The sequence below is a fragment of the Levilactobacillus suantsaii genome, from assembly GCF_014069315.1.
Taxonomy (GTDB): Bacteria; Bacillota; Bacilli; order Lactobacillales; family Lactobacillaceae; genus Levilactobacillus; species Levilactobacillus suantsaii.
The window spans coordinates 2,387,031-2,411,718 of record NZ_CP059603.1; the positions used below are offsets into that span (position 1 = coordinate 2,387,031).

Consider the following 24,688-nt stretch of genomic DNA (forward strand, 5'->3'; position numbering starts at 1 on the left):
CCTTATTCGTTAACTTAGCCTGAAAAACACAAGCAGGTGTGCCAAAAGGATTCAACACACCCGCTGGAAACTCATTAAGCTGGTTCTGGACCTTGGATAAAGCCAACGTATTCGCGCTTCATCATCAATCCGTCAACTTGACGCATCGTCTCGATGGCCACACCAACCACGATCAAGAGGCTAGTACCCCCTAACCCAATCGACTCATCTAAGTCCCATAGGTTTTGGGCTAACAACGGAATTAAGGATATGAATCCAAGGAAGAGCGACCCAACGGTACTCAGGCGCATCAACAAACTGGAAACATATGATTGCGTTTCGTGACCAGGCCAAACACCAGGAATGTAACTGCCTTGCTTTTGCAAGTTTTCAGATAACTTCTCGGGGTTAACTTGAACGAACGCGTAGAAGAACGTGAACACAATGATCAGAACGGTGTACAAAATCGCACCATCTAACGTTTGCATGTTGAAGACGTCGGAAAGAACTTGGTACCACGTGTCTTGAGAGTGTGCATTTTGGAACGCCATCAAAATAGTTTGCGGCGTGGCAATAAACGAACTCGCAAAGATAACGGGGATAACTCCGGCCACGTTGACCTTTAATGGAAGGTAACTGCTATCTGGTGACCCAGACACCCGCCGCGTGTATTGAATTGGCACTCGCCGTTCGGCCTGTTGGACCCAGGTGACAAACGTCACGATGATCAAGACCAGAACAATCATAGCAACAATGAACAAGACACTCTTCCATAACGTTCCTTTATCGGCATCGACGAAGTAAGTTTGGTAAATTTGGTACACCGACTTCGGTGTCCGGGCAATAATCCCGGCGAAGATAATCATCGAAATCCCATTACCTAATCCGCGGTCGGTAATCATATCCCCCATCCAAGTGGTCAACATCGTCCCACCGGTCAAAATGATCCCGATAGAAACGTACGTTGTCACGCTGGGGCTTTCAACCAATTTCAGTGAGCTTAACGCACTGAAACCGGCCGTGATCCCAATAGATTGAAAGAAAGCCAAGACAATCGCGAGGTATCGCGTGGCTTGATTTAATTTCCGGCGACCCACGTCACCTTGCTTACTCCATTCCACGAAACGCGGAACGATGTCCATTTGTAACAATTGAATAACGATTTGTGCCGTGATGTACGGGGAGACCCCCATCGCAAAGATGGAATAGTTGGTCAACCCACCACCACTAAAGGTATCTAAAATACTAACCAATCCAGAAGACGCAACGCTTTGAAGGGCCTCCGCATTGATGCCCGGAACCGTAATATACGTTCCGAGACGAAAGACGATCAAAACCAGTAGAGTAAAGAGAATCTTATTACGAATGTCTTTAATCTTAAAGGCGTTTTTCAAGCTTGATAGCATTAAATCACCTCAGTCTTACCACCAGCAGCTTCAATGGCTTGAGCGGCGGACTTGGAGAATTTAGCGGCCTTAACCGTCAACTTCTTCGTCAAGTCTCCGTTACCCAAGACCTTGATGCCAGCCTTTTCGTTTTTCACGATACCAGCTTCAACTAAGGCAGCTGGCGTAACTTCAGCGCCGTCATCAAAAACGTTCAAAGCAGACAGGTTTACGACAGCAAATTCCTTACGGTTAATGTTGGTAAACCCACGCTTTGGAATCCGACGGTACAATGGCATTTGGCCACCTTCAAAGCCCAAACGAGTCTTGCTCCGCGCTTTTTGACCCTTTTGGCCCCGACCAGAGGTCTTACCGTTACCAGAAGAATCACCACGGCCAACTCGGTTACGAACCTTCCGTGAGCCTTCAGCAGGTTTTAGTTCATTCAACTTCATGCTATTGCGCACCTCCTTATTTAATGATATGAATACTACTTAACTTCTTCAACCTTAATTAAATGTGCGATTGGGAAAAGCGCACCGCGAGTCGCTTCGTTATCAGGTTGTAAAACAGAACTGTTGATTCGTTTCAAACCTAAAGCCTCAACGATTTTCCGCTGCTTAGGGAGGCGGTGGGCAGCACTATGAATTAAAGTAACTTTCAATTGAGCCATCTTAAAACTCCTCCTTATTCAGCTAAGTGTTGAAGGGAGACACCCCGGAGGGCAGCTACTTCTTCAGCACGCTTTAATTGGGCCAAGCCTTCAAACGTTGCACGAACAGCGTTAACTGGCGTGTTGGATCCTAAACGCTTGGACGTTACATCGGAAACACCGGCTAATTCCATGACGGAACGAACGGCACCACCAGCAGCAACTCCAGAACCTTCAGCAGCAGGCTTCAATAACGTCTTCCCACCACCGTAGTTTCCAATAACTTCGTGAGGAATGGTCGTTCCCACGATTGGAACTTCGATCAAGTTTTTCCGAGCGGCTTCAACGCCCTTCCGGATTGCTTCGGGAACTTCTTGTGCTTTACCAGTACCGAAGCCAACGTGACCGTTCTTGTCGCCGACAATGACCAGGGCAGCAAAACGCAGACGCCGACCACCTTTAACAACCTTAGTAATCCGGTTGATAGCAACAACGTTGTCTTCTAGTTCCAACTTATCGGGATCAATAAACTTTGCCATGTGTGGTTATTCCTCCTTACCTATTAAAATTTAAGCCCGTTTTCACGAGCAGCTTCCGCAAGCGCTTGAACACGGCCATGGTACAAGTACCCGCCACGGTCAAACACAACATTTTCAATCTTCTTTTCAACGGCACGCTTAGCAACTAAAGCCCCAACAGCCGCAGCTTGTTCGGTCTTGTTGTCGCCACTAACACCGTCATCTAACGTCGAGGCACTAACAAGCGTTACACCCGCTACGTCATCAATTACTTGAGCGTAGATGTTTTTGTTAGAGCGGAAAACGTTTAAGCGTGGGCGTTCTGCATTACCAGAAATTTTGTTCCGGACACGTCCATGACGCTTTTGACGCGTCTTGTTTTTATCTGGTTTCGTAATCAAAATAGTCACCTCTTTGAAAAATTTCAGCAATTAAGCTGCTTTAAGTTTACTTACCGGTCTTACCTTCACGAATCCGAACGTATTCGTTTTCGTAACGGATCCCTTTACCCTTGTAAGGTTCTGGGGAACGAACGGCACGAACTTCGGCAGCGAAGTCACCAACACCTTGCTTGCTGATACCAGCAATGTTGATGGTGGTGTTGTCTGGAACCTTAACGTCCAGGCCTTCTGGAACTTCCATGTGAACTGGGTTGGAGTAACCAACGCTCAAGATCAGGTCTGAACCCTTCAATTGAACCCGGTACCCAACACCGACAAGCTTCAAGGTCTTGGCAAAGCCGTTAACGACTCCTTCGACCATGTTGTTTAAGTTCGCACGTTGAGTTCCGTGCATAGCCCGCGTCTTGTTGTCATTATCAGGACGGTCAAAGTTAACTTCACCGTCACTGATCTTCATCGAAATTTCAGTTGCGAAAGTCCGCGTTAAGGAACCCTTAGGACCCTTGACCGTAACTTCGTCGCCATCGCGCTTAACTTCTACACCAGCAGGAATGACAACTGTTTTATAACCAATACGACTCACTATAAGGCACCTCCTGTCTTTATAAGATTTTTACCAAATGTAGGCGAGAACTTCGCCACCGATTTTCTTGGCCCGCGCTTCTTTATCAGTAATAACCCCTTCAGAGGTGGAGATAATGGCGATACCTAAACCGTTCAATACCTTTGGTACGGCGTCAGACTTCACGTATGAACGTAAACCTGGCTTCGAAATACGCTTCAAACCACTGATGACGCGTTGGTTATCCTTACCGTACTTCAAGAAGACACGAATGATGCCTTGCTTGTCGTCGTCGATGTATTCGACGTTGCGGATAAATCCTTCACGCTTCAGGATTTCAGCGATGTCACGTTTAATTTTTGATGCAGGTACTTCGAGTGATTCGTGACGAACCATGTTGGCGTTACGAATCCGCGTCAAGAAGTCTGCAATTGGATCAGTCATGGACATTAACGTTTTCCCTCCCTTTGTTTAAAAATCGGTTTACCAGCTAGCCTTCTTCATGCCAGGAATTTGACCCTTGTGGGCTAATTCGCGTAGGCAGATCCGGCAAAGATGGAACTTTTGATAAACAGAGTGTGGACGTCCACAACGTTCGCAACGAGTATAATTCTGAGTAGAGAACTTCGCAGGACGCTTGTTCTTAGCAATTTGAGATTTCTTAGCCAATTTGTGTGAACCTCCTTATATTAGTGTGCAAACGGCATGCCGAATTGAGCCAGTAATTCATGAGACTCTTCATCAGTGTTTGCCGTCGTAACGATAACGATGTCCAAACCACGAACACGGTTAACGTTGTCGAAATTGATTTCTGGGAAGATCAATTGTTCCTTAACCCCCAACGTGTAGTTCCCACGTCCATCAAAAGAACGGGTGCTAACACCGTGGAAGTCACGAACACGTGGCAATGACACGTTGATCAACTTATCCAGAAATTCATACATCCGGTCACCACGAAGGGTAACCTTGGCCCCAATGGACATACCTTCACGAAGACGGAAGGTCGCGATGGATTTCTTGGCCTTAGTAACCAATGGCTTTTGACCAGAAATCAGTCCGAGTTCTTCAACGGCTTCGTCCAGGTTCTTAGCGTTGGCAACCGCGTCACCAACACCCATGTTCAAGACGATCTTGTCGATCTTAGGGGTTTGCATCACAGAACTGTAGTTGAATTTCTCCACCAAAGATGGTGTGATATCATTTACGTACTTTTCTTTTAAACGAGCTGACATGAAATGTTATTCCTCCTTCCGTGGATTTATTTGTCGATGGTTTCGCCGGATTTTTTAGCAAACCGGACCTTGTGACCATCTTCGATGCGAACGCCAAGCCGGGTTGGTTCGTTGTTCGATGGATCGATAAACATAACATTGGATGCGTGAATTGGTGCTTCAACATCAAGAATTCCGCCTTGAGGGTTCGTTTGTGAAGCCTTTTGGTGTTTCTTAATCATGTTGACGCCTTTGACAATCACGCGGTTCTTAGCAAATAAGACCTTGGACACAGTTCCTTCCTTGCCCTTATCCTTGCCAGCGATCACGCGGACCTTGTCACCAGTTTTAATAAGCATTCCTGTAGGCACCTCCTTGTTTACACGTTTCTTGATTATAGTACTTCGGGTGCTAATGAGATGATCTTCATGTAGTCGTTGTCCCGTAATTCACGAGCAACTGGGCCAAAGATCCGAGTCCCCTGTGGGCTCTTGTCGTCTTTAATCAGCACTGCAGCATTTTCATCAAAACTGATGTAAGTTCCGTCAGTCCGCCGAACACGAGACTTCGTCCGTACGATAACAGCCTTAACCACATCACCCTTTTTGACAACGCCACCTGGTGTTGCTTGTTTGACAGTAGCAACGATGACATCACCGATTCCGGCGTAGCGACGCTTAGAGCCACCCAGAACCTTGATCGTCAGGATTTCCCGGGCGCCGGAGTTATCGGCAACCTTTAAGCGACTTTCTTGTTGGATCACAGCTAGTGTCCTCCCTTCAGTTCTAGTTCAGAATACGATAAAAACGACACTTAAATAATGACTGCTTTTTCAACAATGTCAACTAAACGGAACCGCTTAGTGGCAGACAGTGGCCGCGTTTCCATGATTTCAACGATGTCGCCAGTTTGGGCTTCGTTGTTCTCATCATGTGCCTTGTACTTCTTGGAGTACTTGACCCGCTTGCCGTACCGTGCATCAGTCTTCGTCGTTGAAACGACGACCGTGATCGTTTTGTCCATCTTGTCGGATTCAACGCGACCGCGGTATACCTTACGGTGATTACGTACATCACTCATGTATTATTGGCCTCCCTTTATCGTATTCTACTTGTTCAGCTCTTGTTGACGCAGAACAGTCTTGATGCGTGCAATGTTTCTCCGAACCTGCTTCAACCGAGCGGTGTTTTCCAACTGACCAGTGGCTAATTGGAACCGCAAGTTAAACAATTCGTCCTTGTAGCTCTTTTCTTTATCGAGCATTTCAGCAGTGGTTAATTCATTGATGTCTTTAGTCTTCATTAGATTCGCCACCTACTTCCTCTCGGGTTAAAATCTTAGTACGAACGGGAAGTTTCATGGCAGCCAGACGTAAGGCTTCGCGGGCAGTCGCTTCATCAACGCCACCAACTTCGAACATTACCTTACCACGCTTAACTGGGGCAACCCAGCCAGCTGGCGCACCTTTACCATTACCCATCCGAACCCCAACACCTTTTTCAGTGTAGGATTTGTGAGGGAAAATCTTGATCCAAACTTTCCCACCACGCTTCATATACCGCGTGACCGCAACACGGGCAGCTTCAATTTGACGGTTGGAAATCCAATGGGAATCCAGAGCCTGCAAACCGTAGTCACCAAAGGCAACACTCTTGCCACCCTTAGCTTCACCACGAAGCTTACCACGGTGGACACGACGGAACTTTACTCGCTTAGGTACCAGCATGCTTATTTCCCTCCTTGTCCGTTATCTTTCTTTTCAGGTAAAATTTCACCACGGTAGATCCAGGTCTTAACCCCGATGGAACCGTAAGTCGTGTGCGCTTCTACCCAAGCGTAATCGATGTCGGCCCGTAACGTGTGCAACGGAACCGTACCATCAGCGTAGGATTCAACACGGGACATATCAGCACCGTTTAACCGGCCTGAAACTTGCGTCTTGATACCCTTAGCACCAGAACGCATCGTGCGTTGCATCGTTTGACGCATTGCCCGACGGAAAGCAACCCGGCCTTCCAATTGACGAGCAATGTTTTCGCCAACTAACTTGGCATCCAAGTCTGGCTTCTTGATTTCCACAATGTTAATGTGAACTCGCTTGCCAGTCAAGGCGTTTAATTCTTTCCGCAGGTTTTCAACTTCGGAACCACCCTTACCAATGACCATTCCTGGCTTGGCAGTGTGAATCGAGATGTTGACCCGGTTAGCAGCCCGTTCGATCTCAACAGTTGAAACGGAAGCATCTTCAAGACGCTTTTCGATGAATTTACGAATTTGAAGGTCTTCTCGTAAGTAAGCAGCAAAATCTTTTTCAGCATACCACTTTGCTTCCCAGTCACGAATAATACCGACCCGTAATCCGGTTGGATTTACTTTTTGACCCACGCGTTATCCCTCCTCTTTTTCAGATACAACAACCGTAATGTGACTCGTACGCTTGTTGATTGGTGAAGCAGAACCTTTGGCACGAGGACGGAACCGCTTGAGGGTTGGTCCTTCGTTGACATAGGCTTCGCTAACAACTAAATCTTGACGATCTAAGTCAAAATTGTTTTCTGCATTCGCAATTGCAGAGTTTAAAACCTTAGTCACAGCCGGTGAAGCACCACGGGGTGTGAACTTAAGGATAGCTAGTGCTTCAGCAACGCTCTTACCGCGGATAAGGTCGATAACCAGACGGACCTTACGAGCAGCAATGCGCACCGTTTTAGCAGTCGCTTGTGCTGATGTAACTTGTTCAGCCATTAGTTAATCCTCCTTATCGTGCAGTTTTCTTGTCGTCGCCACCGTGACCATGGAAGGTCCGCGTTGGTACGAACTCGCCTAACTTGTGGCCCACCATGTCTTCTTGGATGTAAACTGGGACATGCTTCCGTCCGTCATAAACAGCAATGGTGTAACCAATGAAGCTAGGAAAAATAGTAGACCGGCGGGACCAGGTCTTAATGACGGCCTTCTTATCTTGATCCTTTTGCGCATCGATTTTCTTCAGCAAGTGCGCATCGGCGAAAGGTCCCTTTTTTAAACTACGACCCATTTATGAAACCTCCTCTACTTGTGGCGCATCGTTTAAACGATGACACCCGGTATCAATTATCCGTTGAAACGGATAATTACATCTTAGAACCCTTACGACGACGAACAATAAACTTGTCGGTCCGGTTCTTCTTCTTACGAGTCTTCTTACCAACCGTCTTCTTACCCCATGGGGACAGAGGAGATGGCATCCCGACTGGTGCTTTACCTTCACCACCACCATGAGGGTGATCGTTAGGGTTCATAACAGACCCACGAACGTGAGGACGTTGACCAGCCCAACGAGTCCGGCCGGCTTTACCAACGTTGATTAATTCGTGTTCTTCGTTACCAACTGCACCGATGGTTGCCCGGTTAGCGCCTAAGATCATCCGAACTTCACCGGAAGATAAACGAACCAAGACATACTTGTCATCGTTGGCCTTACCTAAAAGTTGTGCGGAAGTCCCAGCGGAGCGGACCAATTGGCCACCCTTACCTGGCTTCAATTCAATGTTGTGAATAACCGTTCCAAACGGAATGTTCTTCAATGGTAACGTGTTACCAGTCTTGATATCAGCTTCGGGACCAGATTGAACTTGGTCGCCCACCTTTAAGCCCTTAGGTGCTAAGATGTAGGATTTTACCCCATCAGCATAGACCAGTAAAGCAATGTTAGCCGTCCGGTTAGGATCATATTCGATGGCCTTAACCGTTGCAGGAACATCATCTTTGATTCGCTTGAAATCGATGATCCGGTATTGGCGCTTGTTACCACCGCCACGATGACGAACCGTCATCCGACCGGCGTTGTTCCGGCCAGCGGTGTGGCTTTGTGAAGCAAGCAATGATTTTTCAGGAGTCGTCTTAGTGATGACGTCTTTGTAAACCAAGCTCGTCATGTTCCGACGACCATTACTTGTTGGTTTGTATCTCTTAATCGCCACGTTATTTCCCTCCTATATTTATCAGGATATTATTCTTCGTTGAATAATTTGATTTCTTTTGAGTCGGCAGATAAGCTGACAATGGCCTTACGACGCTTCTTAGTGTAGCCTTCGTAACGTCCTTGACGCTTCTTCTTACCCTTTAAGTTCATGATGTTGACCTTAACAACCTTCACGTCGAAGATTTCTTCGATGGCGTGCTTGACTTGCGTCTTGGTTGCCCGGACATCAACATCGAAAGTGTAACGCTTGTCGTCCATGGTTGCCATCGTTGCTTCAGTGACAACGGGACGTAAGATAATGTCGCGTGCTTCCATTATGCGAGCACCTCCTCTACTTGAGAAAGAGCTGGTTGAGTAATCACTAACTTATCCGCGTTCGCAACGTCTAAGACGTTTAAACTCTTCGCTGGGATAACCTTAACGTTAGCCAAGTTACGAGCAGCTAAAGCAGCCGTCGTGTTGTCGTCTTCTAAGACCACTAACGTCTTGGTCGTGACATTCAAACCAGTCAGCACAGCAGCAAATTCTTTCGTCTTAGGTGCATCGAAGGCCAAGCCGTCAACAACGACCAAGCTTTCATCCAGAACCTTTTGGGAAAGAACGGACTTAAGTGCTAAACGACCAACCTTCTTAGGAAGGCGGTAACTGTAGGAACGAGGGGTAGGGCCAAAGACCACACCACCACCGACCCATTGTGGGGAACGGATGGAACCTTGACGTGCCCGACCAGTACCCTTTTGACGCCATGGCTTCTTACCACCGCCACGAACAGCACTCCGGTTCTTAACGGCGTGGGTTCCTTGACGTAAGGAAGCTCGTTGCATCAAAATCGTGTCGAAAACGACATTTTCGTTAGGCTCGATGCCGAAGATATCAGCATTCAAGGTTACGTCGCCGTTTTGGCTACCATCTTGTTTGTATAATGCTACGCTTGTCATTTAATTATCCTCCCTTCCGATTTATTTTTCAGATTGCTTAGGACGTGGCGGACGAACAGCACTCTTGACAACAACGAGTGACTTGTTAGCACCTGGCACGTTACCCTTGATCAGCAGAACGTTGTTGTCAACGTCAGCCTTAACGATTTGCAGGTTTTGGATCGTAACACGCTTGTTACCCATCCGACCTGGAAGCTTCATCCCAGGGAAAACCCGGTTGATGATGGCACCCAGAGAACCTGGACGACGGTGATAACGAGAACCGTGGGTTTCAGGGCCCCGGCTTTGACCGTCTTTGTGGACGTTACCTTGGTATCCATGACCTTTAGTGACACCAGTGACGTCAACGATGTCGCCCGTCTGGAAGACGTCGACCTTAACTTCGTCAGCTACCTTGTAATCTCCCAGCTCAACATCTTTGAATTCACGAATGAAGCGCTTAGGAGTCGTGTTTGCTTTTGCTACATGACCTTGTTCGGGCTTGTTGCTAAGAACTTCACGCTTGTCCTGGTAGCCAAGTTGAATGGCATTGTAACCGTCGTTTTCCATCGTCTTAACTTGCAACACAACGTTGGGCGTTGCTTCGACAACAGTCACGGGGATCAATTCACCAGCATCAGTGAAGACTTGCGTCATCCCGACCTTTTTCCCTAAGATTCCTTTAGTGGTCATGAGTACACCTCCGATTTAATGTTTTTTAGATTTTGGTACTAAATTATAACTTGATTTCGATGTCCACACCGCTAGGCAGGTCAAGCTTCATTAATGAGTCGACCGTCTTTGGCGTTGGGTTAACGATATCAATCAGACGCTTGTGCGTCCGCATTTCGAACTGTTCACGCGAGTCCTTGAACTTATGCGGTGAACGTAAGACAGTGTAGACCGTCCGTTCAGTCGGCAATGGGATTGGGCCAGAAATGCCAGCACCAGTTCTCTTCGCCGTTTCAACAATCTTTTCTGCTGATTGATCCAAGATACGGTGTTCGTAAGCCTTCAACCGAATCCGAATTTTTTGTTTTGCCATTGTGTTCCCTCCTTCGTCTATTTTAAAAATAAGACTAACTCCGTGTGAATTCCCGCCACGCCCTCATGGCAATGCGGCCGGGCGTGTCGCAATCTCCCACATCATCGCTTAAACTTTTGGGCCGCTAACAGGCGTACAAAAAGACACCCCTGAAGATCAGCACTTAAATATCATACTAAATAAAGCGCCGTATGACAAGGGCATTCGTAGAATTCCTCAAACTTTTTGGGGATTCTCCCGTGTTAGGGTCCGCAAAAACTTTTATAAATTCGCGTTTTAGAATACCGCGAAATTAAGGTGTTTGTCAATCATTTCGTTACTTGGATTTAGTAAGTCAAACGGCCAAGCTCCTGCTTACCTTAAGTGAAGTCTATTATTATGGTAGCAAAGTTTCTCATTTATTCGATCAACTGTCCGTTTAACTCCCATCCCGCCAGTCTTTAACCACAAAAACGCGCTGCAAAAATCTAGCTTCTTGCTAACGCGTTTTTTATGACTCGACTTCCTATTCAATTTAGTCGGCTTAGGCACTTTGACTGTGACGTTGCCCCCGCCAGTCCGAACGGCTCAACCCATACATCATCACGTGCACGGTCTCCCCATTATCCAGGGTGTGGGTCTGTAATTCCCCTTCATCGTGCATACCCATCTTGGCCATGACCCGGCCAGAATTGGGATTCACGCTGGCATAGTGCGCTTCAATCCGCTCTAGCGCCAAGCTGTCAAAACCATAGGCCATTAGAGTCGTCCCCGCTTCCGCCACGTACCCGTGGCCCCACGCGGACTGTCGCAAAGCATAGGTCAGTTCACCGGTCGTTTGAGTCATGTGAAATTCATAAAAGCCGATTAGTTGATGGTCACGCTTCGTTTCCAGCCCAAAGACGGTCCGTGGTTCCGCTAAAAAGTGCGTCGTGAACGCCGCATCAAAAGCGGCCGGGGTCTGAATCGACCGGTAGCGCACGTACGCGACCACTTGTGGATCTAAAATCAATGCCTGTAACTGGTCGTGGTCGGTCGGCTGAATCGGCCGTAGCACGAGTCGTTCCGTTTCAAAATATGCCAAATCTGCACCCCCATTAGTTTATTGCTTTCATTATTATAGTAATGTTGCGCGATTTGTAAATCATTTTAGCTACTTTTTCCCGTATCAGGCGCAAAAAATGGCGTGAAATCAAGCTTTCACGCCACTAATTATTTTTAAAATCCCTACGGTTTTACATTCCGATTCAAGTTAATCATTATTAGACTTAAAGCACCGCTCGAACGTCGGCTAAAATCTAGTCGATATCGCCTTTGATGACTTGGCCTTTGTTTTCAATCTGCCGGGATAAGAACTGGTAATCCCGCTTGACCATCATAGCATACGCCCCGGACGCTCCGAATGGTTCTTGAATGAACATGGGCGTCACCCGCCCCACAGTTCATCTACACAATTCACAAGACGTTCGCCATCAATAAGCGGCACCACTTCATCAAGGACGAAGCTGGTAGCAGGATTTTCCAGCTCTTTAATCACTTTATCGGCAATGGATAAATTATTTTAAAAAATAGCAAAAAAACGTCGCCAAGCCCAAATTGGGTTTGACGACGCTTTGCGTCCGAGTTTCCTCGCACTAAGAACAATTAGCGCTTAGTCTTCGACTGGAGTGCCACCATTCTTCTTGATAATGTCAGCTTGAACACTCTTAGGCGTTGGTTCGTAGTGGTCGAACGTCATGGTAAACGTCCCACGACCCTGCGAAGCAGACCGTAAAGTAGTGGCGTAACCGAACATTTCGGCTAACGGCACGAATGAGTGAATCATTTGTGCGTTACCGCGGGCTTCCATACCATCGACCCGGCCCCGACGTGCGGTAACCTGACCCATGATATCACCCATGTATTCTTCAGGAACTTGGATATCAACCTTCATGATTGGTTCCAAGATCACTGGACCGGCACTCTTAACGGCGTTCCGCAAAGCCAGAGAAGCGGCAACCTTGAAGGCTGCTTCACTAGAATCGACTTCGTGGTAACTCCCATCATAGAGCTTAGCCTTAACGTCAACTAATGGGTAACCAGCTAAGACCCCGTTGGCCATCGCTTCTTGTAACCCTTGGTCGACAGATGGGATAAATTCACGTGGAACAACCCCACCAACGATGGCGTCTTCGAATTCGTAACCCTTACCACGTTCGTTAGGGGTGAATTCAATCCAAACGTCACCATATTGACCTTTACCACCAGATTGACGAACGAACTTACCTTGAACGGACGTGTCCTTGGTGAAGGTTTCACGGTAAGCCACTTGTGGCGCACCAATGTTGGCTTCAACCTTGAATTCACGCTTCATCCGGTCAATGATGATGTCCAAGTGAAGTTCACCCATTCCGGCAATCAGAGTTTCACCAGTTTCAGGGTTAGTTTCCGCCTGGAAAGTTGGGTCTTCTTCAGAAAGCTTTTGGAGGGCCGTGTTCATCTTGTCTTGGTCAGCCTTAGTCTTCGGTTCAACGGCAACCTGGATAACTGGATCTGGGAAGTCCATGGATTCCAAGTGCAGTGGGTGATCAGGGTCAGTCAAAGAATCACCAGTAGTGGTGTTCTTCAACCCAATGGCCCCGGCAATATCACCGGAGAAGACTTCAGGGATTTCTTGACGGTGATTGGAGTGCATTTGCAGCAACCGTCCAACCCGTTCACGCTTGTCCTTCGTGGAGTTCAGCACGTAAGAACCAGCTTCCAAGGTTCCGGAGTAAACCCGGATGTAAGTCAACCGACCAACGAATGGGTCAGTGGCCACCTTGAAGGCCAACGCAGCGAAGGAATCTTCGTCGTTAGCCCGAAGTTCAACGGCGTCACCAGTATCAGGATCCGTGGCGTTGTAAGGCTTAACATCCAATGGAGATGGTAAGTAGTCCACAACGGCGTCCATCAACATCTGAACACCCTTATCCTTAAAGGCAGAACCAGCGAAAACTGGGAACATTTCTAGGGATAACGTTGCCCGCCGAATGGCAGCCTTCAATTCATCCTTAGTGATTTCTTCGTTTTCCAGGTACTTTTCCATGATTTCGTCATCGACGTCAGCAACGGCTTCGATGATGCCTTCATGGCGCTTTTGAGCTTCTTCCTTCATGTCATCTGGAATGTCGACCGTGTCCCACTTGGAACCTAAGTCGTCCATGTCATAAACGTAGGCCTTCATTTCAATCAAGTCGACGACCCCAGTAAAGTTGTCTTCGGCCCCGATTGGCATTTGTAAGGCTACGGCGTTGGCATCCAAACGGTCGTGTAAGGATTGAACGGAGAAGTCGAAGTTAGCCCCGATCTTATCCATCTTGTTGACGAACACAATCCGGGGAACACTAAAGTCGGACGCTTGACGCCAAACCGTTTCAGTCTGTGGTTCAACTCCGGCTTGAGCATCCAGAACGGCAACGGCACCATCTAAGACCCGTAATGAACGTTCAACTTCAACGGTGAAGTCCACGTGTCCTGGGGTATCGATGATGTTAATCCGGTGTTCCTTCCACTCCGCCGTAGTTGCGGCAGACGTGATCGTGATCCCACGTTCTTGTTCTTGTTCCATCCAGTCCATTTGTGAAGCCCCATCGTGGGTTTCACCAATTTTATGGATCTTACCAGTGTAATACAGGATACGCTCAGTAGTCGTCGTCTTCCCGGCATCGATGTGGGCCATGATACCGATGTTACGCGTCTTCTCAAGCGGAAATTCACGAGTATTAGCCATGATTAATGTGTAACTCCTCTCAAAATGATCGTCGTTTGAACAAAAGGTGACTACCATCATCTATAGATTGTAGCCACCTCTAAATTAAAGGATTACTCCTTTAAACTAGAGCGGTAAACGTGGCTAGCACGTTTTGCCCCAGTATTCTAGCACACTGACGGACGTGCAGTTTAAAAACTGCTCGCTTACCAGCGGTAGTGGGCGAAGGCCCGGTTAGCATCAGCCATCCGGTGAGTGTCTTCACGCTTCTTAACCGCAGCACCAGTGTTGTTAGCGGCATCCATGATTTCACGAGCAAGCCGTTCAACCATGGTATGTTCGCCCCGGAGCCGTGCGTATTGCACGATCCAACGCAAGCCTAACGTCGTCCGCCGGTCTGGGCGAACTTCGATTGGGACTTGGTAGTTAGAACCCCCAACCCGCCGTGCCTTGACTTCCAAGACAGGCATAACGTTCTTCATTGCTTCTTCGAACGTTTCTACGGGGTCGTTGTTCGTTTCGTTTTTGATGATGTCAAATGCACCATAAATAATCTTAGTGGAAGTTCCACGTTTCCCATCCATCATCGTGTGGTTAATCAAACGAGTAACCAGCTTTGAGTTGTAGATTGGATCAGGAAGGACTTCACGCTTTTGTACGTTTCCTTTTCTAGGCATTATTCAATATCCTCCTTGAAGTAACTTGTTTAGAAGCTGACGGCAACCGTGCAGCTGCTAACATGATTCTTTTAGTTCTTAGGCTTCTTAGTACCGTACTTGGAACGGCCTTGACGACGGTCAGTCACACCGGCCGTATCAAGCGCACCACGAACAATGTGGTAACGAACCCCAGGTAAATCCCTTACCCGGCCACCACGGATTAAGACAACACTATGCTCTTGCAAGTTGTGTCCAACCCCTGGAATGTAAGCAGTCACTTCAATTAAGTTAGATAAACGCACACGCGCGTACTTCCGTAAAGCTGAGTTAGGCTTCTTTGGCGTCATCGTTCCAACACGAGTGGCCACGCCCCGCTTTTGCGGAGCAGGATTCTTAACTTGCGCCTTCTTGTAACTGTTATACCCATAGTTTAAAGCTGGGGCATCTGATTTCGAACTTTTAGATTTACGACCTTTACGTACCAATTGGTTGATAGTAGGCATCTAAATAGTCCTCCTTTCCATATCTTTGCTAGATTTTTAAGTCCACACATCCAGGTGGTTCATTTTTCTTTAAAGAAAAAGCCACCACAATGGTGTCTGTCAATTGAAGTGTCCTCCTCGCCGTCCAGTCAGCATGTCCGGTAAAAATAATACCAAAGACCTGTCTGCGAAAAGCACCTTGAATAGAATACCACGCACGTCAAAGACTGTCAACTTGCCGTTTTCAAAATCCCTCAAACTTTTCGTCGGAGTTTGCGGAAATGATTCTGAGGTGATAATCATGACGTTAATTCTTTTTATCTACGGGTGTTGCATGGGCTCCTTTATCGTGGCAGCCGCCCACCGCTACACAACCCACGAATCACTACTCTTTCCGGCTTCACACTGCGACTGGTGTCAAACGCCATTAGCCGCTTGGCAACTGGTACCGGGAGTCAGCTACTGGCTACTTCGCGGCCGATGCTTCTACTGTCATAGTCCAATCCCCCCAACGACCGTGTTGGTCGAGTTAGGTTGTGGGCTACTCCTTACGACCTACCACACCCCCACTGACTGGCACCCCATCGCGTGGCTCCTTCTTTGGGGCTACGCCGCCCTTTGTGACCGAACCAACCTGACGTTTCCCGCCTGGATTGGGGTCGCGAACCTTTTGGTGGCACCGCACATCTGGTCATTTAGTACTGGCGCCTGGTTGTTGGGGAGCTACTTCTTGATTCACGTACTTTGGCCCCGGTGGCCTCGTCCCTGGATTGGGGATGGTGATCTCGAATTCATTATCAGCTATTTGATTACTTGGGGACTTTGGGCGACCAGTCAGTGGTTAGTGGTCGCTTGCGGGCTCGCTCTAGCAACCACCCGCAAGACGCCACGTGCACGTTTTGCATTCATTCCAGCATTGACCCTTAGTGCTTGGTTTTGGTGGGGCTGGTCAACCTGGATTCCGTCCCCATTATAAGACAAAGAGCAGGTCAGCCGTAAGGCCAACCTGTTCTTTTATCTTTCACTTAATTGTTCAATTAAGCTTGGGAGTCTTCTTGCATTTGCTTTTCGAGGTCGCTGATTGAGTAAACGCCCTCCGTTGAAGCACTGCCGACTTCCTTGGGTTTGATCTGTCGGTAATCTGGCATCCCAGTCCCGGCAGGAATAATCTTCCCAATGATAACATTTTCCTTCAACCCAACTAACGGGTCGTTCTTGCCGCGGATAGCCGCGTCGGTCAGAACCCGCGTCGTTTCTTGGAAGGAAGCTGCAGATAAGAAACTGTTCGTTTCCAACGCAGCCTTGGTAATCCCGAGGATCACCGGACGAGCCGTTGCCGCAATGCCACCAGAAATCAACGTCTGGTAGTTAGCGCGCCGGAAGTCCTGGATATCCATCAGGGTACCTGGTAAGACATCGGTGTCACCTGGATCCATGATGCGAACCTTCCGGAGCATCTGCCGAACCATGATTTCCACGTGCTTATCACTGATAGCCACACCTTGCATCCGGTAAACCCGTTGAACTTCACCTAAGATATAGGTCTCAGTAGACAAGACGTCCCGAACTCGGAGCAGTTCCTTCGGATCGACAGACCCGACGTTCAAGGCTGCCCCACGGTGCACAAAGTCGCCTTCGGAAACCCGCATCCGGGCCGTAATTCGCAACGTGTAGCTCCGCGTATCGGATTCACCTTTAATGGTGACTTCCTTAGTCCGTTCAGCCGGATTTTCTTCGATCTTTTCAACCGTCCCGGTGACTTCAGTAATCTCAGCTTTACCTTTAGGGTTCCGAGATTCAAACAATTCTTGAACCCGGGGAAGCCCTTGGGTGATATCTTCGTTACCAGCCACACCACCGGTATGGAAGTTCCGCATGGTTAACTGCGTCCCTGGTTCACCGATAGATTGCGCGGCAACCGTTCCGACAGCTTCACCAACTTCAACTTCATCACCAGTAGCCATGTTCCGACCGTAGCAGCGTTCACAAACCCCGTGTTCTGTGTTGCAAGTAAAGGCAGACCGAATCGTGACTTCTTGAACCCCAGCATCAACGATCTTCTGGGCGGTGTCTTCAACAATCATTTGGTTCTTCGGTACAATCACATCACCAGTTTGTGGATCAATGACGGACTTCTGGGTGTAACGACCAAGAATCCGGTCGTACAATGGTTCGATCATTTCGTTACCATCGGTGATGGCCCGAATCTTCAAACCACGGTCAGTCCCACAGTCCTTTTCCCGAATAATCACGTCTTGGGCCACATCAACCAGCCGCCGCGTCAGGTAACCTGAGTTGGCAGTCTTCAAGGCCGTATCGGTCATCCCTTTACGAGCCCCGTGGGTCGAAATGAACATTTCCATGACGGAGAGTCCTTCACGGAAGTTAGAGGTGATAGGCAGTTCCATGATTTCACCATTTGGCGCCGCCATCAAACCACGCATCCCGGCTAACTGGGTAAAGTTAGAAATGTTCCCCCGAGCCCCAGAATCACTCATCATAAAGATTGGGTTCTGTTGCTCGAAACTGTGAATCAAGGCGTTTTGAATGTCGTCCTTGGCGTCGTTCCAGATGCCAATAACGCGTTCGTAACGTTCATGGTCGGTAATCAAACCACGCCGGAATTGCTTCGTGACCGTCTTGACCTTCTTGTGGGCTTCGTCGATGATGACTGGCTTTTCTTTCAAGTCAGTGATATCGGAAATCCCCACAGTCAACCCAGACTTAGTAGATTCATCGTACCCTAAGTCCTTGATCCGGTCCAAGAGTTCGGACGTCGCGGTAACCTTGTATTGTTGGTAAACCGACGCAATGATGTCACTCAAGAAGCCCTTCTTAAATGGCCCGATGAGTTCTGCATTTTGCAGGTAATCATGAATGTCTTCGCCCGGTGCCAAGAAGTACTTGTCCGGAACGTAACCGTTCAAATTCGTGTCCGTCGGTTCGTTCAAGTATGGGAACGACTTCGGCAGGATGTTGTTGAAAATCAACTTCCCAACGGTCGTCACCATGATTTTTTGCCGTTGTTCGTCGGTGAACGGCTTGTCTGGCATGGAGGAAACTTGAACCCCAACCCGGGTGTGCCAGTGCACTAACCCGTTACGGTAAGCCAAGACGGCTTCGTTCAAGTCGGTGAAGATCATGCCTTCACCTTCCCGACCGGATTCTTCCATCGTCAGGTAGTAGTTCCCGATAACCATATCTTGAGAAGGCGCCACAACTGGTTTCCCAGAAGCTGGGGCTAAGATATGGTGCGCCGCAAGCATCAGCAACCGTGCTTCCGCTTGGGCTTCGTCAGACAGCGGCACGTGGATGGCCATTTGGTCCCCATCGAAATCGGCGTTGTAAGCTTCACACGCCAACGGGTGCAACCGCATCGCTTTTCCACTGACCAGGACGGGTTCAAAGGCTTGAATCCCTAACCGGTGAAGCGTAGGGGCCCGGTTCAACAGAACGGGGTGTTCCTTGATAACATCTTCCAAAACGTTAAAGACGTCATCGTCTTCCCGGTCGATTTGCCGCTTAGCGTTCTTGATGTTCGACGCCAAACCCCGAGCAACCAGTTTCTTCATGATGAACGGCCGGAAGAGTTCCAGCGCCATCGGAACGGGCAAGCCCATTTGGTTGAACTTCAAAGAAGGCCCAACGTCGATAACGGAACGACCAGAGTAGTCAACCCGCTTCCCCAGCAAGTTTTGCCGGAACCGACCTTGCTTCCCTTTTAGCATGTGGGACAGTGACTTCAACGGCCGGTTACCCGGTCCAGCCACTGGCCGACCGCGCCGACCATTATCGATCAACGCATCGACAGCTTCTTGCAACATCCGCTTTTCGTTTTGCACGATGATGCCGGGGGCATTCAAATCAAGCAACCGCTTGAGTCGACTGTTCCGGTTGATGACCCGACGGTACAGGTCGTTCAAGTCGGACGTGGCAAACCGGCCACCTTCCAACTGAACCATCGGCCGTAAGTCAGGCGGAATGACCGGAATGGCATCCATAACCATCCACTCCGGACGGTTACCCGACGTCACGAAGGCTTCCAAGATGTCCAAACGACGAACGGCCCGCGTCCGCTTTTGGCCAGTGGCTTCCTTCAAAGCTTCTTTTAATTCTTTAACTTCTTTATCCAAATCGACAGCCATCAATAACTTCTTAATGGCTTCGGCGCCCATTTCAGCCTTGAAGGCCTTGGAGCCGTATTCGGCAACCTTATCCCGGTAATCGCGTTCGGACAGCAATTGCTTGCGTTCCAACGCAGTGTCACCTGGGTCTAAGACAACGTAGGAAGCGAAGTAGATAATTTCTTCCAACGCCCGGGGACTCATATCAAGGACCAAGCCCATCCGACTTGGGATTCCCTTGAAGTACCAGATGTGCGTTACTGGCGCAGCCAGTTCAATGTGGCCCATCCGTTCCCGACGTACCTTGGAGCGGGTAACTTCGACCCCACAACGGTCACAAACGACACCCTTGTAACGGATGCGCTTGTACTTCCCACAAGCACATTCCCAGTCCTTAGTAGGACCGAAGATGCGTTCGTCGAACAGACCGTCTTTTTCCGGTTTCAACGTCCGGTAGTTGATGGTTTCTGGCTTTTTGACTTCACCATAAGACCAACTGCGGATCTTATCTGGTGAGGCGAGTCCGATTTGCATACTTTCGAACTTATTGACATCGACCAAAGAAGCGACCTCCCTTATGAATTAATCTTGCGTATTCGGTTGACTCTCGTTTTGATTTGTCGTTGCCGCGGGTTTGGTTTCCTTGCTATCACTAGCTTGGGCCTTCCGTTGTTCTTCCTGTTGTTGGGCATACTTGCTCAACGCATCAACGTTCACCACGTCATCGTCTTCATCATCCATGTCGCGTAATTCGATCTCTTCGTTGTTACCGTTTAAGACCTTCATATCCAAACCAAGGGATTGAAGTTCCTTAACCAGTACCCGGAAGGATTCTGGAACACCCGGCTTAGGAATTGGTTCGCCCTTAACAATGGCCTCGTAAGTCTTCACCCGACCCACAACGTCATCAGACTTGTAAGTCAAGATTTCTTGCAGGGTGTAAGCAGCCCCGTAAGCTTCCAAGGCCCAGACTTCCATTTCACCAAACCGCTGGCCCCCAAATTGCGCTTTCCCACCAAGGGGTTGTTGCGTAACCAAGGAGTAAGGTCCAATCGAACGGGCATGCATCTTGTCGTCGACCATGTGGGCCAACTTCAAGTAGTGCATGACCCCGACGGCAACCCGCTTATCGAACGGTTCACCAGTCCGGCCATCGTAAAGGATCGTCTTAGCGTCCGTAGACATGCCAGATTCCTTAACGGCGTCCCAGATATCAGCATCACGGGCCCCATCAAAGACCGGCGTGGCCATGTGGATGCCTAACTTCCGGGCAGCCATCCCTAAATGCAATTCGAGCACTTGCCCGATGTTCATCCGGGAAGGCACACCCATGGGACTCAACATGATGTCGATTGGTGTACCGTCTGGCATGTATGGCATATCTTCTTCAGGAATAACGACCGAAACGGTCCCTTTGTTCCCGTGCCGACCAGACATCTTGTCACCAACTTGAATCTTCCGCTTTTGCGCGATGTAGACCCGCACCATCATGTTGACACCTGGTGATAATTCATCCCCGTTTTCACGCGTAAAGATCTTAACGTCTTGGATGATACCGCCGCCACCATGAGGAACCTTCAGGGAAGTATCCCGAACTTCACGGGCCTTTTCACCAAAGATAGCGTGTAATAGCCGTTCCTCAGCGGAGAGTTCCGTGACCCCTTTAGGCGTGACTTTACCAACTAAGATGTCGCCGTCTTGAACTTCGGCACCGATGCGGATAATCCCATCTTCGTCCAAGTTCTTCAAGGCGTCTTCACCCACGTTAGGGATTTCACGCGTCATTTCTTCCGGTCCGAGCTTAGTATCCCGGGCTTCGGATTCATACTCTTCAATATGAATTGACGTATAAACGTCATCGCGAACCAACCGTTCGTTGATGGCGATGGCATCTTCGAAGTTGTACCCTTGCCAAGTCATGAAGGCAACCAGTGGATTTTGCCCTAAGGCTAATTCTCCACCTTCCATGGAAGGACCATCGGCAATGACTTCGTCGTTGTCAACGTGGTCGCCCACCTTAACGATTGGCCGTTGGTTGTAGTTCTTCCCACCGTTTGACCGGCGGAATTTCATTAATTTGTAGCTATCTAAAGCACCGTCTTCACGCCGCACCCGAATTTCACGAGCATCAACGTATTCAACGGTTCCGGCGTGTTCACTAATCAGCGCAACACCGGAGTCATGGGCCGCCTTGTATTCAATCCCAGTCCCAATCAATGGGGCGTGTGGGTTCAACAATGGCACCGCCTGACGCATCATGTTCGCACCCATCAAGGCCCGGTTGGAGTCATCGTTTTCCAAGAATGGGATGCAGGCTGTCGCCACAGAAACAACTTGCTTTGGCGAAACGTCCATGTAGTCGATGCGGTCTGGCGTCGTTTCAATGTTTTCGGACTTTGCCCGGGACATGATTGTATCCGTGGCAAAAGAACCATCATCATTCAACGGCGTGTTAGCTTGCGCTACAACATAGTTATCTTCTTCATCAGCGGTCAGGTAATCGATCTTGTCGGTAACCTTGTGAGTGTCCCATGAAACCCGCCGATATGGCGTTTCGATGAACCCGTACTTGTTGACCCGCGCATAGCTGGACAACGAGTTGATCAACCCAATGTTCGGGCCTTCAGGGGTTTCGATTGGGCACATCCGACCATAGTGGGTGTAGTGCACGTCTCGGACTTCATAACCGGCCCGGTCACGCGTTAACCCACCAGGTCCTAAGGCAGACAACCGCCGCTTATGCGTCAGTTCACCTAACGGATTGGTTTGGTCCATGAATTGTGACAATTGTGAGGACCCAAAGAATTCCTTGATGGAAGCTACAACTGGACGAATGTTGATCAATTGTTGTGGCGTCACCGTCGCAGCATCTTGAATCGACATCCGTTCACGAACGACCCGTTCCATCCGGGATAACCCGATACGGAATTGGTTCTGAAGCAATTCACCCACAGAACGAATCCGCCGGTTCCCTAAGTGGTCGATATCGTCAGTGTTGCCGATACCTAATTGCAGATCGAAGAAGTAGTTCATCGAGGCAATGATGTCAGCTGGGCGAATATGCTTCAGCTTCAAATCGATATTGCCGTTACCGATAACCGGAACGTCTTGTTCAGGGTCATCCGGTGATTGCACCTTCACGATTTGTAACTTCAACGGTTCCGTTACAACGGCTTCATCGGATGGTTGGAAAGTGACCATCTTAAAGTCATCGCGGTCCAAGTAAGGTGCCAAAGTCTTCATGACGTCCTTGTCGACCGTCGTTCCCTTTTGCGCAATGACTTCACCAGTGTCTGGATCCGCTAACGTTTCAGCTAAAGTCAGGCCTAACAGCCGGGTCTTTAAGCTGAGCTTCTTGTTGGTCTTATAACGACCAACAGGGGCCATGTCGTAACGCTTCGGGTCAAAGAACCGGGCCGTTAACAGACTCCGTGAAGAATCCGCCGTCTTCGGTTCACCTGGCCGCAAGCGTTCGTAAATATCCTTTAAGGACTCTTCGACCCGGGAGTCGTCGGTATCCTTATGAATATCCTTTTCCAACGTCGCCATCAGACTTTCGTTGTCACCTAGAATATCCAAGATTTCGTCGTCAGAACCAAATCCTAAGGCCCGCACTAATTCGGACATTGGAATCTTCCGTGTCCGGTCAATCCGCACGTAAGAAATGTTCTTGGCGTCGGTTTCGAATTCCAACCAAGCCCCGCGGTTAGGAATGACCGTGGCACCAAAAATAGTCCGGCCATTCTTATCGGTATCTTCATTAAAGTAAACGCCTGGCGAACGAACTAATTGAGAAACAATTACCCGTTCTGCCCCATTAATAATGAACGTCCCTTGATGGGTCATTAATGGGAAGTCGCCGAAGAAGACATCTTGTGACTTGATTTCGCCCGTCTCGTGGTTCGTTAGCCGTAAGGTGACGTGTAACGGCGCGGAGTAGTTAGCATCATGCTCCCGTGCTTCGTCGACCGTATACTTGGGTTCCAATAATTGATAATCCACAAACTCTAACGAAAGGTTTCCTTGGAAATCCTCGATTGGCATGATGTCATCGAACATATCACGTAACCCTTCATCGAGGAACCAGTTGTAAGAATTGGTTTGGATCTCGATCAAGTTTGGTAAGTCAAGAACTTCCTTGATCCGTGAATAGCTACGACGCGTACGGTGTTTCCCGTATTTCACTAAGTGTCCTGCCAAGTTGTTCACCTCTCCTATTTATTCTGTGACTGGCCAAACCGAATGTTACATTTTGATTACAAATGCACTTTTTAACGGTTTTTTGGCAAAAAAAACCCAAAAACAAAATCAAAATTTGCTTTTGGCTTCTTATAGTGGGTGCCCCGGACAATAGATCGGTTACCCCAATTTCAGTTCACAGTTGCATACAGATGATATAATACAAAACTATTGTCTATCTGTCAATACTTAACCCTTAATTCTTTGTGGCGATGCCAAATAAAATTAATCGCAGCAAAATGACGATTTGATCGTGTTTCGATGCGTCGGCCGGTCCTACGTGATGAAAATTATTAAACAGTGGACTGAGACTGGTCAAATAAAACGAGGCTGCTTCCTGTGACGTCAGGTGCGGCTGGAGGGTGACGAGGCCCTGGTCAAAGAACGCTGCCAGTGGTCCCAGGTAATCCTGCATCATGATCTTGCCGAGTTGACCTTTATTGCTGGGCGCCAGGTAACGAAAACTAGCGTGCAACACGGTGAAGACGTCGCGAGGATGAACGGTCAATAAAACTTCAGTCACAGCGGCTAGCGCCTCGACCGGGTCGGTCAGCTTCTCTGCCTTGACCCGGGCATTGACCGCCAAGATACCGGTCTGCGTCTCGTGCCCCACTTCTGCCACGACCGCTAGGAAGATGGCCTCTTTATCGCTGAAATGGTGATACAAAGCTGGTTGGGTAATCCCCACCTGCCGAGCAATCTCCCGGGTCGACGTTGCCTGGTAGCCCTGGGTCAAGAATTGTTCGCGGGCCGCCGCTAATATTGCCGCATGGGTTTGGGTCAGTTGCTCTTTTCTCTTCATGACGCCATTCGTTCCTTTCGTTTCTCAATAATGTCAGTT

At 48.7% G+C, this 24,688-nt stretch carries 31 protein-coding genes; 1 reads left to right on the forward strand and 30 read right to left on the reverse strand.

The window, feature by feature from the left end:
- Positions 1 to 74: 74 nt before the first annotated feature.
- The 27 genes from secY to rpsL form a co-directional block, all read right to left on the reverse strand.
- Entirely contained in the window at positions 75 to 1,385 is a 1,311-nt protein-coding gene (gene secY / locus H3M12_RS11240; RefSeq protein ID WP_129031349.1) for a preprotein translocase subunit SecY, read from the reverse strand.
- Positions 1,385 to 1,819 carry a 50S ribosomal protein L15 gene (rplO, locus tag H3M12_RS11245; RefSeq protein WP_129031350.1) on the reverse strand — a complete coding sequence of 145 codons (435 nt, stop codon included), beginning with the start codon at positions 1,817 to 1,819 and terminating at the stop codon, positions 1,385 to 1,387. The genes secY and rplO overlap by 1 nt, the downstream gene beginning before the upstream one ends.
- Positions 1,820 to 1,854: 35 nt before the next feature.
- Positions 1,855 to 2,037: a 50S ribosomal protein L30 gene (rpmD, locus tag H3M12_RS11250; protein ID WP_129031351.1), complete on the reverse strand. Its 183-nt coding sequence runs from the start codon at positions 2,035 to 2,037 to the stop codon at positions 1,855 to 1,857.
- A gap of 14 nt (positions 2,038 to 2,051) precedes the next feature.
- Positions 2,052 to 2,555, reverse strand: coding sequence for a 30S ribosomal protein S5 (rpsE, locus tag H3M12_RS11255; RefSeq protein ID WP_129031352.1), 504 nt, complete (start codon positions 2,553 to 2,555; stop codon positions 2,052 to 2,054).
- A 23-nt stretch (positions 2,556 to 2,578) separates the two neighbouring features.
- Positions 2,579 to 2,944 (reverse strand): 50S ribosomal protein L18, encoded by a 366-nt coding sequence (gene rplR / locus H3M12_RS11260; protein WP_318531335.1) that lies wholly within the window; start codon positions 2,942 to 2,944, stop codon positions 2,579 to 2,581.
- 37 nt (positions 2,945 to 2,981) lie between these two features.
- Positions 2,982 to 3,518 carry a 50S ribosomal protein L6 gene (gene rplF, locus H3M12_RS11265; RefSeq protein WP_129031354.1) on the reverse strand — a complete coding sequence of 179 codons (537 nt, stop codon included), beginning with the start codon at positions 3,516 to 3,518 and terminating at the stop codon, positions 2,982 to 2,984.
- A gap of 30 nt (positions 3,519 to 3,548) precedes the next feature.
- Positions 3,549 to 3,947, reverse strand: a complete 399-nt coding sequence (gene rpsH, locus H3M12_RS11270; protein ID WP_129031355.1) for a 30S ribosomal protein S8 — start codon at positions 3,945 to 3,947, stop codon at positions 3,549 to 3,551.
- A 33-nt stretch (positions 3,948 to 3,980) separates the two neighbouring features.
- Positions 3,981 to 4,166, reverse strand: coding sequence for a type Z 30S ribosomal protein S14 (locus H3M12_RS11275; protein WP_010621638.1), 186 nt, complete (start codon positions 4,164 to 4,166; stop codon positions 3,981 to 3,983).
- A 20-nt stretch (positions 4,167 to 4,186) separates the two neighbouring features.
- A complete protein-coding gene (gene rplE, locus H3M12_RS11280; protein ID WP_129031356.1) occupies positions 4,187 to 4,729 on the reverse strand; it encodes a 50S ribosomal protein L5 in 543 nt (180 codons plus the stop codon).
- 26 nt (positions 4,730 to 4,755) lie between these two features.
- A complete protein-coding gene (gene rplX, locus H3M12_RS11285; RefSeq protein WP_129031357.1) occupies positions 4,756 to 5,067 on the reverse strand; it encodes a 50S ribosomal protein L24 in 312 nt (103 codons plus the stop codon).
- Between the two features lie 35 nt (positions 5,068 to 5,102).
- Positions 5,103 to 5,471, reverse strand: coding sequence for a 50S ribosomal protein L14 (gene rplN, locus H3M12_RS11290; protein ID WP_129031358.1), 369 nt, complete (start codon positions 5,469 to 5,471; stop codon positions 5,103 to 5,105).
- A gap of 50 nt (positions 5,472 to 5,521) precedes the next feature.
- On the reverse strand, positions 5,522 to 5,788 hold the full coding sequence (gene rpsQ, locus H3M12_RS11295) for a 30S ribosomal protein S17 (RefSeq protein WP_129031359.1): 267 nt from the start codon (positions 5,786 to 5,788) through the stop codon (positions 5,522 to 5,524).
- Between the two features lie 27 nt (positions 5,789 to 5,815).
- Positions 5,816 to 6,010, reverse strand: coding sequence for a 50S ribosomal protein L29 (gene rpmC / locus H3M12_RS11300; RefSeq protein WP_129031360.1), 195 nt, complete (start codon positions 6,008 to 6,010; stop codon positions 5,816 to 5,818).
- Entirely contained in the window at positions 6,000 to 6,434 is a 435-nt protein-coding gene (gene rplP / locus H3M12_RS11305) for a 50S ribosomal protein L16 (protein ID WP_129031361.1), read from the reverse strand. Before rplP ends, rpmC begins: the two co-directional genes overlap by 11 nt.
- 2 nt (positions 6,435 to 6,436) lie before the next feature.
- Positions 6,437 to 7,093, reverse strand: a complete 657-nt coding sequence (rpsC, locus tag H3M12_RS11310) for a 30S ribosomal protein S3 (protein WP_129031362.1) — start codon at positions 7,091 to 7,093, stop codon at positions 6,437 to 6,439.
- 3 nt (positions 7,094 to 7,096) lie between these two features.
- Positions 7,097 to 7,453, reverse strand: coding sequence for a 50S ribosomal protein L22 (gene rplV / locus H3M12_RS11315; RefSeq protein WP_129031363.1), 357 nt, complete (start codon positions 7,451 to 7,453; stop codon positions 7,097 to 7,099).
- A gap of 13 nt (positions 7,454 to 7,466) precedes the next feature.
- Entirely contained in the window at positions 7,467 to 7,745 is a 279-nt protein-coding gene (gene rpsS, locus H3M12_RS11320) for a 30S ribosomal protein S19 (RefSeq protein WP_129031364.1), read from the reverse strand.
- 76 nt (positions 7,746 to 7,821) lie between these two features.
- Positions 7,822 to 8,670 (reverse strand): 50S ribosomal protein L2, encoded by an 849-nt coding sequence (rplB, locus tag H3M12_RS11325; protein WP_129031365.1) that lies wholly within the window; start codon positions 8,668 to 8,670, stop codon positions 7,822 to 7,824.
- A gap of 29 nt (positions 8,671 to 8,699) precedes the next feature.
- Positions 8,700 to 8,987 (reverse strand): 50S ribosomal protein L23, encoded by a 288-nt coding sequence (gene rplW / locus H3M12_RS11330; RefSeq protein WP_129031366.1) that lies wholly within the window; start codon positions 8,985 to 8,987, stop codon positions 8,700 to 8,702.
- On the reverse strand, positions 8,987 to 9,610 hold the full coding sequence (gene rplD, locus H3M12_RS11335; RefSeq protein WP_129031367.1) for a 50S ribosomal protein L4: 624 nt from the start codon (positions 9,608 to 9,610) through the stop codon (positions 8,987 to 8,989). The genes rplW and rplD overlap by 1 nt, the downstream gene beginning before the upstream one ends.
- Positions 9,611 to 9,631: 21 nt before the next feature.
- Entirely contained in the window at positions 9,632 to 10,282 is a 651-nt protein-coding gene (gene rplC / locus H3M12_RS11340) for a 50S ribosomal protein L3 (protein WP_129031368.1), read from the reverse strand.
- A gap of 43 nt (positions 10,283 to 10,325) precedes the next feature.
- Positions 10,326 to 10,634, reverse strand: coding sequence for a 30S ribosomal protein S10 (gene rpsJ, locus H3M12_RS11345; RefSeq protein WP_129031369.1), 309 nt, complete (start codon positions 10,632 to 10,634; stop codon positions 10,326 to 10,328).
- A gap of 523 nt (positions 10,635 to 11,157) precedes the next feature.
- Positions 11,158 to 11,697 carry a GNAT family N-acetyltransferase gene (locus H3M12_RS11350; protein ID WP_129031370.1) on the reverse strand — a complete coding sequence of 180 codons (540 nt, stop codon included), beginning with the start codon at positions 11,695 to 11,697 and terminating at the stop codon, positions 11,158 to 11,160.
- Positions 11,698 to 11,911: 214 nt separating this feature from the next.
- On the reverse strand, positions 11,912 to 12,034 hold the full coding sequence (locus tag H3M12_RS13010) for a hypothetical protein (protein ID WP_263853889.1): 123 nt from the start codon (positions 12,032 to 12,034) through the stop codon (positions 11,912 to 11,914).
- A 230-nt stretch (positions 12,035 to 12,264) separates the two neighbouring features.
- The gene (fusA, locus tag H3M12_RS11355) at positions 12,265 to 14,364 is read right to left on the reverse strand and encodes an elongation factor G (RefSeq protein WP_129031371.1); all 2,100 of its coding nucleotides are present in this window, start codon (positions 14,362 to 14,364) and stop codon (positions 12,265 to 12,267) included.
- Between the two features lie 185 nt (positions 14,365 to 14,549).
- A complete protein-coding gene (rpsG, locus tag H3M12_RS11360) occupies positions 14,550 to 15,020 on the reverse strand; it encodes a 30S ribosomal protein S7 (protein ID WP_129031372.1) in 471 nt (156 codons plus the stop codon).
- Between the two features lie 71 nt (positions 15,021 to 15,091).
- Positions 15,092 to 15,505 (reverse strand): 30S ribosomal protein S12, encoded by a 414-nt coding sequence (gene rpsL, locus H3M12_RS11365; protein ID WP_129031373.1) that lies wholly within the window; start codon positions 15,503 to 15,505, stop codon positions 15,092 to 15,094.
- Positions 15,506 to 15,785: 280 nt separating this feature from the next.
- Here rpsL and H3M12_RS11370 point away from each other — a divergent pair, with 280 nt between their 5' ends.
- Positions 15,786 to 16,460 (forward strand): prepilin peptidase, encoded by a 675-nt coding sequence (locus tag H3M12_RS11370; protein ID WP_129031374.1) that lies wholly within the window; start codon positions 15,786 to 15,788, stop codon positions 16,458 to 16,460.
- Positions 16,461 to 16,521: 61 nt separating this feature from the next.
- Here H3M12_RS11370 and rpoC read toward each other — a convergent pair whose 3' ends face one another.
- The 3 genes from rpoC to H3M12_RS11385 form a co-directional block, all read right to left on the reverse strand.
- Positions 16,522 to 20,169 carry a DNA-directed RNA polymerase subunit beta' gene (rpoC, locus tag H3M12_RS11375; protein WP_182150727.1) on the reverse strand — a complete coding sequence of 1,216 codons (3,648 nt, stop codon included), beginning with the start codon at positions 20,167 to 20,169 and terminating at the stop codon, positions 16,522 to 16,524.
- 21 nt (positions 20,170 to 20,190) lie between these two features.
- Positions 20,191 to 23,808 carry a DNA-directed RNA polymerase subunit beta gene (gene rpoB / locus H3M12_RS11380; protein WP_129031376.1) on the reverse strand — a complete coding sequence of 1,206 codons (3,618 nt, stop codon included), beginning with the start codon at positions 23,806 to 23,808 and terminating at the stop codon, positions 20,191 to 20,193.
- Between the two features lie 235 nt (positions 23,809 to 24,043).
- Positions 24,044 to 24,649, reverse strand: coding sequence for a TetR/AcrR family transcriptional regulator (locus H3M12_RS11385; RefSeq protein WP_129031377.1), 606 nt, complete (start codon positions 24,647 to 24,649; stop codon positions 24,044 to 24,046).
- Positions 24,650 to 24,688 lie beyond the last annotated feature (39 nt).

Coding starts and splice junctions, on each gene's coding strand:
- rpsH (WP_129031355.1), bottom strand. CDS start 3,947: ATGTCCATGACTGATCCAATTGCAGACTTCTTGACGCGGATTCGTAAC.
- rpsE (WP_129031352.1), bottom strand. CDS start 2,555: ATGGCAAAGTTTATTGATCCCGATAAGTTGGAACTAGAAGACAACGTT.
- rpsJ (WP_129031369.1), bottom strand. CDS start 10,634: ATGGCAAAACAAAAAATTCGGATTCGGTTGAAGGCTTACGAACACCGT.
- H3M12_RS13010 (WP_263853889.1), bottom strand. CDS start 12,034: ATGTTCATTCAAGAACCATTCGGAGCGTCCGGGGCGTATGCTATGATG.
- rpmD (WP_129031351.1), bottom strand. CDS start 2,037: ATGGCTCAATTGAAAGTTACTTTAATTCATAGTGCTGCCCACCGCCTC.
- rpsS (WP_129031364.1), bottom strand. CDS start 7,745: ATGGGTCGTAGTTTAAAAAAGGGACCTTTCGCCGATGCGCACTTGCTG.
- rplC (WP_129031368.1), bottom strand. CDS start 10,282: ATGACCACTAAAGGAATCTTAGGGAAAAAGGTCGGGATGACGCAAGTC.
- rpsL (WP_129031373.1), bottom strand. CDS start 15,505: ATGCCTACTATCAACCAATTGGTACGTAAAGGTCGTAAATCTAAAAGT.
- H3M12_RS11385 (WP_129031377.1), bottom strand. CDS start 24,649: ATGAAGAGAAAAGAGCAACTGACCCAAACCCATGCGGCAATATTAGCG.
- rpsG (WP_129031372.1), bottom strand. CDS start 15,020: ATGCCTAGAAAAGGAAACGTACAAAAGCGTGAAGTCCTTCCTGATCCA.
- rplW (WP_129031366.1), bottom strand. CDS start 8,987: ATGGAAGCACGCGACATTATCTTACGTCCCGTTGTCACTGAAGCAACG.
- rplD (WP_129031367.1), bottom strand. CDS start 9,610: ATGACAAGCGTAGCATTATACAAACAAGATGGTAGCCAAAACGGCGAC.
- rpsQ (WP_129031359.1), bottom strand. CDS start 5,788: ATGAGTGATGTACGTAATCACCGTAAGGTATACCGCGGTCGCGTTGAA.
- rplE (WP_129031356.1), bottom strand. CDS start 4,729: ATGTCAGCTCGTTTAAAAGAAAAGTACGTAAATGATATCACACCATCT.
- rplX (WP_129031357.1), bottom strand. CDS start 5,067: ATGCTTATTAAAACTGGTGACAAGGTCCGCGTGATCGCTGGCAAGGAT.
- secY (WP_129031349.1), bottom strand. CDS start 1,385: ATGCTATCAAGCTTGAAAAACGCCTTTAAGATTAAAGACATTCGTAAT.
- H3M12_RS11370 (WP_129031374.1), top strand. CDS start 15,786: ATGACGTTAATTCTTTTTATCTACGGGTGTTGCATGGGCTCCTTTATC.
- rpmC (WP_129031360.1), bottom strand. CDS start 6,010: ATGAAGACTAAAGACATCAATGAATTAACCACTGCTGAAATGCTCGAT.
- rplO (WP_129031350.1), bottom strand. CDS start 1,819: ATGAAGTTGAATGAACTAAAACCTGCTGAAGGCTCACGGAAGGTTCGT.
- fusA (WP_129031371.1), bottom strand. CDS start 14,364: ATGGCTAATACTCGTGAATTTCCGCTTGAGAAGACGCGTAACATCGGT.
- rplV (WP_129031363.1), bottom strand. CDS start 7,453: ATGGCTGAACAAGTTACATCAGCACAAGCGACTGCTAAAACGGTGCGC.
- rplP (WP_129031361.1), bottom strand. CDS start 6,434: ATGCTGGTACCTAAGCGAGTAAAGTTCCGTCGTGTCCACCGTGGTAAG.